We start from the raw sequence: 12,691 nt of genomic DNA, 5'->3' as shown, positions 1-12,691 counted from the left end.
TGCCTGCTCGGCGGACCATCGGCCAGCCTGAGCGTCAACAACCGATGTGTAGCTGATTATCCGGATGTCTGACCTCAATTCAGCGGGGTACTGGGATCAAGGCCCCACTGAGGCATGGGATCGGTCTTCGCAGCTTCGGGCCGCCGGTTAGACGCGGCATTGGCTCTAGGGTTAGTCGGGGGCGCCGACTCGCTTCCACCGCTGGTTGGCGGTGTCCTTGCAGGTGTTCTGGATGGCCTTCGGGCCCTCGGTGGCCGGATCGTAGGCCATGGTCAGGCACTTGCCGCTGTGCCGGGCGGTGAGCCGGAAGTAGCCTCCGGGGAACTCGGTGATCTTCCACTGCTGGTTATCGCCGGTGCCGCAGGGCGCCTGTGTCACCCGTACGTCGTTGGCGGTGGACGACGACGGCACGGTGAGGCACTTGTGGCTGTGCCGGGCGACGATCCGGTGGTAGCCGGCTCCCAGGTGGAGCACTTGCCAGTGCTGGTTCGAGGCCGCGGCGGTGCCGCAGGCTCGCTGGATCACCCCTACCCCGTCGTCCCTCGAGCGGTCGTCCTTGAGTATGGGGCCATCGGTAAAGCGCCGCACAGCCAGGCACTGGTCGTTGTGCTGGGCTCGCAGCTGCTCGTACGCGTGTCCGGAGCCGACGCCGCTCACCTCGCCGGTTGTGGTGTTGATGGAGACCCGCGGGTGCCAGCGCATCGACAGCGACCTGTCGGTCGGGAACTGGAGCGGCAGCCAGACGTGCTCGCTGTCTTTGATGCTGCCGTCCCAGGCGTCCCCATGCCGGTCGCCCATGTAGAGATAGGAGGTCGTGTTGCTGCCCTGGATCGGCAGGATGTACGTGGGCTGCGAGCCGTAGGTGATGCTGTCGCCGAGGTTCGCCATGTCGCTCCAAGGGCCTTTGATGCTGGTCGCGGTGGCGTACTTGGCCTGGTTGGGCTGCCAGGCGGTGATGCCCGAGGTCACCAGGAAGTAGACATCGTTGCGCTTGAACATCGTCTGCGCTTCCCGTCTGACGTTGGGAAGAGTGAGCTCCCTGGCGTCGACATAGAGGTAGTCGGGTTTCAGGCGGTAGATGGTGAGGTCCTGCTGCTCTTTACCGGTCGTCGAGATCAGGTACGCCGTGCGGTCGCGATCATTGTCCTGGAACACGCTCACGTCGAAGGATCTCTCCCCGAGGGGTCGGAAGTGGCGCCGGTATGAGTAGTCCCCGTCCACCGTGGGCGACGTGGCGATCGCGACCTGGTTGTCGGTCAAGGGCGCTGGGTGGTTCTCCTTGCGCATGAAGAGTACGTATTGCCTGGTGCGGGGGTTGTATATGACCTTGGGCCGCTGGAGATTCTCCACTCCGGGGGCCGAGGTCTCGGTCAGCACGTGCCTGCGAAACTCCCAGCTATGCAGGTCAGTCGAGCGGTACACCGAGATGTACTTGAAGCGGTTCTTGGGGTAGGGGTTCGCGCCGAACCAGTAGTAGTAGCTGCCCACCTTGATCATGCCGCCGTCGTGCCCACGCACCACGTTGCCGGCCAGGTCGGTGAACTGCACGCCGTTGGTGACCGTGACCGGGGCGGCGACGGCCTCGCGGCCAGCGGCCTTTAAGAGAAATAACAGGCCGACGCAAGCTGCAACGGCCAATCGGACCATCATGTGCGGTGCTCTACGCATAGGTACGTCCCTTCATTAAGTCTCTTTGACAAGCGCGTGGCGCAGGGTTCCTTCGCATAGGATCTTCTTTTCTCCTTGCATGAGACGATAACCCGAACAGGTGACGTCCCGCCCGGGGGGAGTGGATGTGTCGGCTCGTCATCGAGGGGGTTCCGAGGGAGCGGCGCCGTCGCGTCATCGGAGTCGACGCCGTGCAAGCGCTGGGCCCGCCAGAGGAGGATGAGCGGGCTCAGGGCTGAACGCGCCGGACCCGCTCTGCGCGATCGGGGCCCTGCGTCCCCAGGAGACCCAGCGCTTGCTGGAGAGACCCACCTGTGGGCTCCGGAAAGGCGCTGGGTACCTGTACCCTGTTACAGCGCCCCGGGGCCTCGGCGCCTCGCGCGCCCTCTCCGCCGGGCGCCTTTGCGGAACGCAGGCATGCGCGATCCCGGGCCGCTGCGCCCCGCGGCTTGGCGAGGCAGGTCGCCCCTGCTTCGGCCTTCAAGGGGGGCCCGGTGCATGCCGAGGCGCAGGATCCGGCAGCGAACGATGGGCGTCCGGTGATGCCTCCACGCCTCATCCTGTTGCCCTCGACGACGACTTTAGTCCTCATCTGTGCGCCTCGAGACGTAGCTATCTCCCTGGTATGACCCCTCCGCAGCGTGCCCCGAGGCGACGGGGCGGCTGGAGGACGTCCCGACCACCAACGAGGGGACAAATGAGCTTCTTGAACAGGATCAGGCTGGCATTCTCCGGCACATTCCAGGCAGATGTATCGACGGTCAACAACGACGTCGGCCACTTCGACGACGCGAAGTTCAAGTCGTCCTACCAGAGCCAGCGGATCGTGAACCTGTCGGACCCGCAGGACGTGAAGCTCCACGCCAAGGTCCTGAAGCTCGCCTTCTCGCTCCCCGTCACGGACCCGAACTACATGCCGGTGACACAGGGTCATGGGGCCACCCAGGCCCCCTGGTAGGCTCTGGCGGAGAGGAGGGGCCACGACGTTCACGAACAGGTCCCGCGGCACCGGCGGTTACCTCGACGAGGGCGGGCCAGGCGCGCCGCGGGGAGCGAGGGGGTCAGAGGCGGCGCGGCCCCGGGTGCGACGTCTTCGCCGGGACCGCAGCGGTCATCGACGCTTGGTGCGTGGATGGGTGGGCGGCTTGCCGTAGGCGACGTGGTTCTCGACACGCGCCTTGTCTTTGGGCGACCTGACGCGTGCGGCATCGACGAACAGCCCGCGCGTCTGTGTGTAGTCGAGGAAGGCCGGCACGAGCACGACGGCGAGCTCGTCGGCGCGCAGCACGATGGCCTTCATGTTGTCCGGCAGGATCACTCGTGCCATCGCACCGAAGAACTTCCACGCCGTGTCCAGGCCCGCGCACACCGCCGTGGTGGTCTGCTCGAACGACGGCCACACGAACTGGTAGCGGCTGTACGCGAGCGTCACCACGAGCACCCACAGATTGCGAACCCGCTGCGTTGCTGGGTCGAACAGTCCACCCATCAGGCCGAAGTCGACCTGCGCGATCCCGCCGGACTCGGTGTCCGCGACGCGAACCGTCGGCGTCTTCTTGCGCCACGCGAGCTCCTCCATGGCAAAGCGCCGGAGCGTGCCGTAGCTCGCGCTGACGCCGTGATCGCGCTTGAGCAGCACGTGGATCTTCGTCAGCTTCAGCGGCCGGGGCTGGGCGAGCCAGGCCTCGATACGTGCGCGATGCGTGCCGTTCTCTTTCCACTCCTCGCTCGTGTCGGGCACGGGGCGCGCCTGCACGCGCTGGGCGATCGCGTGGATCTCCTCGTCCGTCGGCTCGCGGTCACACGGCAGTGGCAACGTCGTTGCAGCCTCGAAGTACCTGCCGACCGTCTTGCGATCGAACCCTGTCGCGCGCGCCACATGACGCGCGCTCTGCCCCGCCGCACGACGGCGGAACATTTCCTTGATGTCAACCATGATCAGCTCTCGGTAGGGCATCGGCCTCCTTCCGACGGCGACCCGCGCCGTCATCGGAAGGAGCCCGTCTCAGATCCCGACCTCGGCGTCCCGAGCTGGCCCCATGAGGCTGCAAAAAACCTCGGAAGCTGGCCCCATGACCCTGAAAAAAACTGGGTCACGCCCCCGCGCGGGTGGCCCCATCCTCCTGGATTTGGGGTGGCCCCATGACCCTGAAAAAAACGCCGGCAGGTGGCCCCATGAGGCTGAAAACTGGCAGGCTGAGGGTGATCATCGAGCAGGGCGAGGGAACGAGCACGTCGCCCGACGAGCCGGACAGGGGCCTCGCGCACTACTACCGTTCGAGGAGATCGTCTATGCGCGCAAGCTCGTGGCCGACCCTTCCGAGCCCGCCGGCTACTCGTACTCGGGCGCCCCCGTGCCGCTGGATCCGGCCGGAATCTGGGACATCTACCCCAGCTCACCCGTCCGGTGCGGCCGGCACCCCGAGCAGCAGTCCGATCGCCTCGTGAACGACCCGAGCCGCCACGTCATCCCCGAGGGTGACGGCACGGCTCAGGGTGCTGGCGAGCGAGGCGATCACCGCAGCCCGCCGCGACGACTCGGTCACGGCGAGCTCCCCATGCCCGGGGCTTGACACTTGGGCCCGGGTTGGGCCCACGCCTTCCGAGGGGCTGCGATCCGTCGTCACGCCCTCCCCAAATCCCGGGGCATCCGACGGATCGCGACGGTTCGCCCCCGCGGAATCGTCCCGCCAGAGAAACCGGTCGATGACGAGCGGTCGCCGGAAACCTCCGGCGGCAGGCGCACAGGGGCGGCGATCACCGCCCGTCGGACGCGTTGCGCGCCCGGTAAGCGCGCTGCTGGCACGCCCGCGAGCAGTAAGCCCGCGGCCGCCCCGTGGCAGGCTGGGCGATCTCGCGGCCGCACTGCGCGCACGTCGGCCCCTCGTCACGCCGGGGGGCGTCGCCGGGAGTTTCGTCACCAGCGCGCGCCGGGGGTCGTGACGTTTCGGGACTTTCGTCACACCGACCGGAGCGCGACCGGACGAGCGCCTCGATGCCGTCGAGCACGCGCTGGAGGCCGAACAGGAACACGTCCTCCGTGAACGGGTGGTCGTCGAACGCGCCCGAGCGCATCAGCTTCGCCATCGTCGGGTGGCGCCCCGGGTCGAAGAGCTTGTCCCAGAAGTACGCGCGCTCGGACCACCACTGCTCGTCGGTGACGCCGGTCTCCTGCTCGGCCTCGACCGCGTCCACCGAGAGCCTCGCCGCGCCTCGGACGTACCCGTCGACGAGGTGGACGGCGGCGAGCACCTCGCGGGGGGTGAGGCCGATCCCGCAGACCGCGCGGAGCTCCGCGTCGTACGCCGCCATCCCGTTCGGCCCCATCACGGGGCGCACCGGCGTCACGTGCAAGAACCACGGGTGGCGGTGGTAGAGCGCCCAGTCGGCGAGCGCCGCCGCCTCGAGCTTGGCCCGCCATCCCCCGGGGACGCTGTCCACGAGGGGCAGCTCCCCCGCCACGGTGTCCAGCATGAGATCCAGGAGCTCGGCCTTGCCCGGCACGTACCGGTACAGCGACATCGTGGTGAACCCGAGCTTCCCGGCGACCCGCTGCATCGACAGCGCCGAGAGCCCCTCGCCGTCGGCGAGCTCGACCGCGGCCCGCACGATCTGATCGAGGCTCAGGCCGGGCCTGGGCCCCCGGCTCGGCCGCTTCCTGACCCCCCAGAGGAGCTTGAGGCTGCGCACGGCGTCGCCGCCCCCGCTGTACTCCGTCGCAGTTTTTCGCCGTCTCTTTGGTTTGACAGCCATCCTTCAACTGCGTATACCACACACAGTACAGTGTACGACGTAAACAGTTGCTGGAGGTCCGCTTGAAGCAGCACGACGAGAGGCCATCGAGGCGAACGACGCGAACGACGCGAACGACGACCCTGCTCCTCCACGCGCGTGGCCTCGCGGCCTCCGTGCCGCTCCTCGCGCTTTCCCTCGGATGCGCGGCGCAGGAAGCGGAGACGGCGCAGGAGCCGACGTTCTGGCAGGACGTCGCGCCGATAACGGCGTCCAAGTGCACCGCGTGTCACCAGGAGGGCGGGCTCGCGCCCTTCCGCCTCGACGACTACATCTCGGCGAAGGCGCGCGCCGGCGCGATCGACGACGCGGTGCGGGGCGGCCATATGCCCCCTTTCCTTGTGAAGCACGACGGCTCGTGCGGCGACTTCAAGGACGACGAGACGCTCACGGACGAGGAGCTCGACGTCATCCATCGCTGGGCGACCGGGGCGCGCGCCGAGGGCGATCGCGCGGGCGCGCCGCCCACCCCGCCCGTGCCCACGCTCGAGGGCGGGGTCGACTACATGACGCCGCCGATCACCCCCGTGGTCGACCCCGCCGATCCCCTCGCGGCCCACGACGAGTGGAGGTGCTTCCCCGTGGACCCGAGCCTCGACGCGGACCGCTTCATCACCGGATATCAGGTGACGCCCGGGGTCCGGTCCATCGTTCATCACGTCACGGTCTATCGGGTGACCCCCTCGGAGGCGTCGCTGGCGGAGGGCAAGACGAACCAGGACGTGATGACGGAGCTCGACGAGGCCTCGCCGGACCGGCCCGGCTGGGAGTGCTTCGGCGGACCGGCCGACGAGTTGCCGTTCCAGCCGCTGTTCGCCTGGGCGCCCGGGCAGGACGTGGTCGAGTTCCCCGGCGGCACCGGGGCGCCGGTCTCCGCGAAGGACGTCTTCGTCGTCCAGGTGCATTACAACATCCATGACCACGCGGGCGCCTCCGCCGAGGACTCGACGCGCCTCCGGCTCCGCTACGAGGACACCGTGGAGCGGCGCGCCGTGTTCGTCGGGGACGACGGCTTCATGACGACCCTCTTCGAGCCGGACGGCCCGGACACGCTGCCGCCCGGCCAGCAGGACGCCGCCTACACATGGCGCAGGACGCGGGCGGAGCTCGCGCTCGACCCGGCGCTGCCCTCGATCGAGGTTCTCGGCGTGATGCCGCACATGCACGAGCGCGGGCGCACCTTCGACCTGCGCGTGGGGTCGGGGACGCAGGAGAGCTGCATCGCGCGCGTGGACGACTGGGACGTCCACTGGCAGAGCGTCTATTGGTATCGCAAGCGGCCGCTGCTCGACCCGAGCTCCTCGCTCGAGGTGACATGCACCTTCGACACGCGCGACGCCGAGGCCCCGGTGCTGCCGGGGTGGGGCACGCAGAACGAGATGTGCAACCTGAACCTCCTGGTCGCGCTGCCGATGACACCGTGACGTCGCGACCGCCCCTCGCCCGCGGTCTCCCGGAGGAGCGCAGGGCGCCACGACGCCCGCTTCCTTTCTGCGGCTTTGCGTCTTTGCGTTGAAATCTCTCTCCGGATCCCTGGCAGGACTCCTGGTGGGTGAAACTAGACCCCGTAGACTTGCTCCACGATCGACGCGATGAGCTCCACGGACAGCGTCACGCCGCGCTGCTGGCGCCACGCGACATGCCCGTCCGGCCGGATCAGGAGCGCGCCGTCCTGCTCGATCTGCGAGAGCGCGTGCACCGCGGCCTGGTGACAGGCAGGGATGTCGGCCGCGCCGAGCCTGAACAGCCGGACGCCGTGGCGCGCCTCGACCTCCTCCAGCGCTTCGAGATCAGCGGGCAGCGCCTCGACGGCCGCGCCGAGCAGCAGGATCGAAGCGCCGTAGTCGATCATGGAGCGGCTGCCGCGCTGTCTCCTGTTGCCGTCCAGCCAGAAATGGGGGAATCGCGCGCCCGGCCGCGTCGACGGGAGGTACGAGGACACCCGATCGTCGACCTCCGGCGGCCTCGTGCCGTCGCCGAGGAGCGCGCCCTCTTCGTACGTGTAGCCGAGGTCGAGCCCGATCCGGTCGAAATGGGACCGCTGCTGCGCGATGGCCGCGAGGACGCGCTCTCGCACCGAGGGATCGCGATGGTACCGCGAGAGGATGCTCTCGCCGTAGTGCTGGACCTGCCGCTCGGTCCAGGCGCGGAGCGGGGCAGGCAGCGCGCGCATCGTGGAGCTCGCCAGCTTCTCGTTGACCCACTGAGCTTCCTCGACCTCGATCCCGAACGCCTCCGCGACCTCGCTCATCCTCTCGAAGTTGAGCCGGCTCTCGTCGCAGTTCGTCTCGATGACCGGGCGGCGCTCGGCCTCGTAGCTGTCGAGCAGGCCGGGCGCGGCCCGCCGCTCGATCACCATGGCGAGCTTCCAGGCCAGGTTGTGCGCGTCGCCGATGCCGGAGTTCATGCCGAGCCCGCCCGTGGGCGGGAAGCGATGGGCGGCGTCGCCGACCAGGAAGACGCGCCCGCTGCGGAAGCGCTCCGCCACCTGCGCTGTCATGCGCCAGTGGCTCATCGAGGTGATCTCGATATCGACGTCGTCCCGCCCGAGCGCCGCCTTGATCTTCTTCTGCATCACCTCGGGCGTGTACTCCTCGATCTTCTCGTGCGGCGTCGCCACGGGGAGGTGAAAGACCCAGCGCTTCTCGACGTGGTGGGCGATGAACACGCTGCCCGGCGCCTTGGGGGAGAAGATGAAGTAGAGCTTGCCCCGGGTGCGGACCACGCGGCGCAGATCCGCCTGAAAATAGGCGTTGACGACGTCGAGCAGCTTGTCCGGGCCCTTCATCTCGATCCCGAGGGCCTTGCGGCTCCGGCTCCCCGCGCCGTCCGAGCAGATGACGTACTGGCTCCGGACAGCGAAGGTCTCGCCCGTCGTCCGGTCGGTGATCCGGCTCGTGACGCCGTCCGCGTCCTGCTCGAAGGACTCCCACTGGTGGTGATGGAGCGCCTGGATCCGCGGCGAGGCCGCGACGCGCTCGCGGAGGAGCTTCTCCAGCTCGACCTGCGAGAGGTTGAGGTAGGGCATGGGCGCCTCGAGGTGCTCTCGGTACTTGCGCCCGACGCCGTTGGCTCGCAGATCGATGCAGCCGAACTCCTCGCCGATCGTGCCGCAGAACAGGATCTTGGCGGCGTCCTCCTCCGGCGACGCCTCCGCGGACAGCTCGCGATGACCGAGCCCCAGCTCGTGGAGGATCTCGATCGAGCGCGCCGAGAGCTCGTGGGCCTTGGGGTGATTCTCGAGGCCCGGCCGGCGCTCGATGAGCACACAGTCGACGCCGCGCCTGGCGAGGCACAGGGCGCTCACCATCCCCGAGGGGCCAGCGCCGATGATGAGGACGGGAGCAGAGACGGTGCGATGGCTCATGTGGCGGCCCCTTTCTTGTGGCACAGGGAGACGCCGGCGAAGAGCAGGGCTGCGGACGTGCCCAGGTGCAGCATGTTCGGCGGGAGGAAGCCGAGCAGGACCCGGCCACCGGCGTCGAACTCGGCGCCGGCGGCGCTCGTGAAGGCGGCGGCCAGGATGAATCCGCCAATATGGAGGGCACCCAGGAAGGCGCCTGTCCGGACACGCTCCACGGTGCGCGGCGTGGCCGTCCAGAAGAGGTAGATGGAGGCGAGCGCGCCGAGGGCGCCGGCGCTGATCTGCCAGAGCAGGTGGAACCTCGCGTGTCCGGGCCAGTCAGGGTTCCCGAGGTGATGCGGGTCGAGGATGTCGATCAGCCCGGTCAACAGGCCGTAAGCGACGGCCGACACGATGCAGAGGGCCTTGCCCACGGCCCACGCCGTGGAGGATGGCGCGTGTTCGGAGCTCATGGCAGAGGGATAAAGCACGGGAATCACGTGCACAATGGCCATGAGTGGCCATGGGGTGGCCGGAAGTGGCCACGCCCGTAGAGCGACGGTCACCCGCTTCGGATACGGGCCCACCTCGGCGTTTTCGGTGCTCAGCGCACCGGAGTGCGCTTGCGCGCCGAAAACGCCGATCTGGGCCCGTCTCCTGTGCGGGTGACCGCCGCTCTGCTCGGCATTGTGCAGAGGTGGGGGGAAACCGCTGTAGGAGGGGGGAAGCTCAGGTCATCGTCGGCTGTGCGGGCGCGCCAGGGCGAGCCGTGAGAGGCCGGCTCGTCTGGCTTTCATGACCCCTCAGAAGCGCACCACGGCGTCGTAGGCGGGCTTGGGGTTGTGGTTGACGTCGAAGAGCAGGGGGAAGTCCTTGCGCCCCGAGCTGAACTCCGACAGCCATGTGTTGTCGTCCGCGATGCCCCAGAAGGTGACGCCCGTGATGACGGACTTGTACTTCCGGAACAGCTCGAAGAACTCCCGGTAGCGCGCGGCCTGCTTGGCCTTCAGCGCGTCGGTGAAGGTCGCGGTCGTGTAGAACGTGCTCTGGTTGTACGTCACGCCGGGGATGTACAGCGAGAGGTCGAGCTCCGTGACCTGCACGTCCAGGCCGAGCGACGAATAGAGCTTGATCGCCTCCTCCATGTTGGCCACGTTCTGGTGATACGCCTGGTTCGTGGTCACCGTGGAGGGCTCGATGTTGAGGTGGGCTTGCAGCCCGACGCCGTGGACCGGCACGCCCTGATCGAGCAGGCCCTTGAGCATGTTGTAGATGCCCTGCTGCTTCGCGGGGATGTAGTTGTAAAAGTCGTTGTAGAACAGCTTGGCGTCTGGATCGGCCTCGTGCGCGGCCTTGAAGGCCTCCGCGATGTAACTCTCGCCGAGGATCTCGTGCCAGCGGCTCCTCTGGCCATCGGCCAGGTTGCCCGTGCGGTACGAGCCGTCCTCCATCATGGCCTCGTTCACGACGTCCCACGCGTAGACCTTGCCCCGGAAGTGACGCACGACGTTGCTGATGTGGTTTTTCATGCGTGTCAGCAGGGTCTGCCTCGACACGGTGCCGCCAGAGCCGTTCGAGAACAGCCATGCCGGGTTCTGGCTGTGCCAGACCAGGGCGTGCCCGCGGACCTTCATCTTGTTCGTGACCGCGAAGTTCACGATGCGATCCGCCGCGTCGTAGGTGAAGCTGTTCTCGTTCCTCTGGAGCGACTCGAACTTCATCTCGTTCTCGGCGGTGATGCTGTTGAAGTGCGTCTTCAGCAGCGCGGCGTGCGTCATGTACGACTGCGAATCCACCGCTGCCCCGATCGGGAAGAGGCTCGCGTACTTCTCCGCGAGGTTCTTGGGGGGGCCTTCATCGGGCATGCCGCCCGTGCCCTCGCCGCCTGTCCCCGCGCCGCCCGTGCCTCCGGACGTAGCGCTGTCCGTGCCGCCGCCTCCACCCTCGTTCGTCTCACCCCCACCGGCCGACGTGCCGCCGCTGCCTCCAGCGTTGCTGCCGCCCGCGCCACCCCCGGCGCTCGCCGATGTTCCGCCCGTTTGAGCCGTGCTCGCGGTGCTGCTGGTGGTGGTGGTGGCGCCCGTGGTCGCATCGTCGTCCGGAGCCGACGTGGACGAGGTGCAGGACCAGAGCAGGCAGCTGAGCAAACCAATCGAAATCAGATTCTTGCGCATCGGTGCGATCCCTTGGACGCGCACCCTACCCGATTGATGCCGGCGACAGCGAGTCAGGGCGTCCAGTACCGTTTGTTTGGTAATTCTAATTACAAAGTGTCTTGGTGTAGGTGTTCTTTTCTCCTTCCGCGCGCGGGTGAACCCGGACGGGATCCAGCGTTCTCGTGAATGTGCTGTCGCGCTGGCACAACAGAGCGGGCTGGGTGGAGGAGGCACGCGCGCGAGGGATGAGTTGCGAGGACGATGGCGATCGGTCCGCGGCTCGCGCCTGCTGACAACGGCAGCCGTCGGCGGCCTGAAGCATCCCCTCGAATTTCGGGAGAGCTCACAGGGAGGCGGGGAGAAGGGGAGTGAAATCCCACAAATCTCCCCGTCTCCCCGCCTCCCTGTTCAATTTTTCGCAAAGTGCCAATAAAGTGAGGGATTTGTCAGCTGGCGACCTCATCTCCTGGCCTTCGCCCGCGCTGCAGGCGCCTTCGCGGCTCCACCGCTCTTCGCCTTCGCCCGCGCCGCAGGCGCCTTCGCGGCTCCACCGCTCTTCGCCTTCGCCCGCGCCGCAGGCGCCTTCGCGGCGCCCGCCTTCCCGAAGCGCACCTCGAACGTGCTGGCGTCCTCCTCCATGAATCGGAGGAGCGCCTCACCTTCCTCGGCGAGCTGCTCGCGCGCCGCCTTGCCGAGCGCCTCGAACGGCTCGAGCACGAGCGCGGCCGTGGCCTTCTTCCGCTCGATCGTCCATGTGCCGGCCACGAACCCGTCCACGAGGAACGTCGGCAGGATGCGCAGGTTGGCGGACAGGACGATCCGCGGGCGATGCTCGTCCGCGATGACCCGCGTGCGGTCGTCGTGCGCCAGCAGGAGGTTGTCGTAATCGGGGAGAAACCGGGCCGGCGCGGCGGTGTCCGCGGGCGGCCGCGGCGCGTCGGGCAGGTCGAAGAGCTCCCGGCCGCGCTCGTCGCGGAACACGCAGAGCTGCTCTCGCAGGGCGTGGAGCACCTCCTTGACGCGGGTCAGCCCGGACCACGTTTGCACGTCGGCCGCTGTCGCCGGGCCGAACGACGCGAGGTAACGGAGCACGAGCGCCTGCGGCGCGCCGCTGTCGCGGAGCGGTTTGCCGAGCCAGGACACCGCCGGGGCGAAGTCCGCCGTTCCCGGATATCCCCACGGGGTCTCGCCGGGCACCTGGACGACCGGCAGGTGCATGCGAACCGCGAGCGCCATGGCCCGCACGTCGCCGCCGGCGTGGAGCTCGGCCAGGTGATCGCGCAGCTCGTCCATGGTCCGCGGCTCCGCGTCGAAGTACGCGCGCGCCTCGGCGACCAGCCCGGCGATGTCGAGGGCGTCCGCGCGCTCGCGGAGGACCGACCGCATCCCGGCGTGGAGCACCGGCGCGATGACCGGGTGCAGAGCCAGGTAGTCCCTTGCGCTCACGAGGTGCAGCGTGCCGCGCAGGAACGGCGCCCGGACGACCTCGCGGCGCACGACGAGCTGGACGAGCTGCTCGCGCCGGAACGCCGCGATCCGGGACCAGAGCCCGATGAACGGCGGCCGAGCCAGCTGGGCCTGGAGGGCGATCAGCCGCTCGATCCCGTGGACGGCCGAGGTCTGCTCCCGCGCGAGCAGCATCTGTCGCGCGAGCGTGGCCCGGTTGAGGTCTCTTCGTGTCAGCGTCGGGGCGGGCATGCAGCCCGCGAGCTTACTCGAAACGAGGTTCGCG

Annotated in this window: 10 protein-coding genes and 2 pseudogenes; 5 read left to right on the top strand and 7 right to left on the bottom strand. The window is 68.3% G+C overall.

From position 1 onward, the window contains the following. Nucleotides 1-171 precede the first annotated feature (171 nt). The gene (locus tag WMF22_RS36055; protein WP_437294486.1) at nucleotides 172-1,650 is read right to left on the bottom strand and encodes an RICIN domain-containing protein; all 1,479 of its coding nucleotides are present in this window, start codon (nucleotides 1,648-1,650) and stop codon (nucleotides 172-174) included. A gap of 140 nt (nucleotides 1,651-1,790) precedes the next feature. On the opposite strand from WMF22_RS36055, the pseudogene WMF22_RS36050 reads away from it, so the two are divergent. Beyond that, nucleotides 1,791-1,907 (top strand): annotated as a pseudogene (locus tag WMF22_RS36050) (hypothetical protein); the annotation flags it as partial. A 458-nt stretch (nucleotides 1,908-2,365) separates the two neighbouring features. Then, nucleotides 2,366-2,626 (top strand): hypothetical protein, encoded by a 261-nt coding sequence (locus tag WMF22_RS36045; protein WP_437294485.1) that lies wholly within the window; start codon nucleotides 2,366-2,368, stop codon nucleotides 2,624-2,626. Nucleotides 2,627-2,779: 153 nt separating this feature from the next. On the opposite strand, the gene WMF22_RS36040 is transcribed toward WMF22_RS36045, so the two are convergent. Then, entirely contained in the window at nucleotides 2,780-3,625 is an 846-nt protein-coding gene (locus WMF22_RS36040; RefSeq protein ID WP_438032687.1) for a DDE-type integrase/transposase/recombinase, read from the bottom strand. 185 nt (nucleotides 3,626-3,810) lie between these two features. Here WMF22_RS36040 and WMF22_RS36035 point away from each other — a divergent pair. After that, nucleotides 3,811-3,933: pseudogene (locus WMF22_RS36035) on the top strand (hypothetical protein); the annotation flags it as partial. A gap of 41 nt (nucleotides 3,934-3,974) precedes the next feature. Continuing rightward, the gene (locus WMF22_RS36030) at nucleotides 3,975-4,241 is read left to right on the top strand and encodes a hypothetical protein (protein WP_437301704.1); all 267 of its coding nucleotides are present in this window, start codon (nucleotides 3,975-3,977) and stop codon (nucleotides 4,239-4,241) included. Between the two features lie 184 nt (nucleotides 4,242-4,425). Here WMF22_RS36030 and WMF22_RS36025 read toward each other — a convergent pair whose 3' ends face one another. Continuing rightward, nucleotides 4,426-5,421: a TetR/AcrR family transcriptional regulator gene (locus WMF22_RS36025; RefSeq protein ID WP_438032686.1), complete on the bottom strand. Its 996-nt coding sequence runs from the start codon at nucleotides 5,419-5,421 to the stop codon at nucleotides 4,426-4,428. A gap of 62 nt (nucleotides 5,422-5,483) precedes the next feature. Here WMF22_RS36025 and WMF22_RS36020 point away from each other — a divergent pair, with 62 nt between their 5' ends. Next, entirely contained in the window at nucleotides 5,484-6,884 is a 1,401-nt protein-coding gene (locus tag WMF22_RS36020; RefSeq protein ID WP_437294482.1) for a hypothetical protein, read from the top strand. Nucleotides 6,885-7,018: 134 nt separating this feature from the next. Here the strand turns inward: WMF22_RS36020 and WMF22_RS36015 are convergent, their stop codons facing one another. From WMF22_RS36015 to WMF22_RS36000, 4 genes are all read right to left on the bottom strand, one after another. After that, nucleotides 7,019-8,827, bottom strand: a complete 1,809-nt coding sequence (locus WMF22_RS36015) for an FAD-dependent monooxygenase (protein ID WP_438032685.1) — start codon at nucleotides 8,825-8,827, stop codon at nucleotides 7,019-7,021. After that, nucleotides 8,824-9,276, bottom strand: coding sequence for a hypothetical protein (locus WMF22_RS36010; RefSeq protein WP_438032684.1), 453 nt, complete (start codon nucleotides 9,274-9,276; stop codon nucleotides 8,824-8,826). The genes WMF22_RS36015 and WMF22_RS36010 overlap by 4 nt, the downstream gene beginning before the upstream one ends. A gap of 330 nt (nucleotides 9,277-9,606) precedes the next feature. Further along, nucleotides 9,607-10,977 (bottom strand): endo-1,4-beta-xylanase, encoded by a 1,371-nt coding sequence (locus tag WMF22_RS36005; protein ID WP_438032683.1) that lies wholly within the window; start codon nucleotides 10,975-10,977, stop codon nucleotides 9,607-9,609. A gap of 441 nt (nucleotides 10,978-11,418) precedes the next feature. Further along, complete coding sequence (locus tag WMF22_RS36000; RefSeq protein WP_438032682.1) at nucleotides 11,419-12,657, bottom strand: winged helix DNA-binding domain-containing protein; 1,239 nt, start codon at nucleotides 12,655-12,657, stop codon at nucleotides 11,419-11,421. Nucleotides 12,658-12,691: the final 34 nt, after the last annotated feature.

The organism is Sorangium sp. So ce204, assembly GCF_051526795.1.
In the GTDB taxonomy this organism is placed as follows: Bacteria; Myxococcota_A; Polyangia; order Polyangiales; family Polyangiaceae; genus Sorangium; species Sorangium cellulosum_B.
This window is presented reverse-complemented; position numbering and strand designations above follow the sequence as displayed.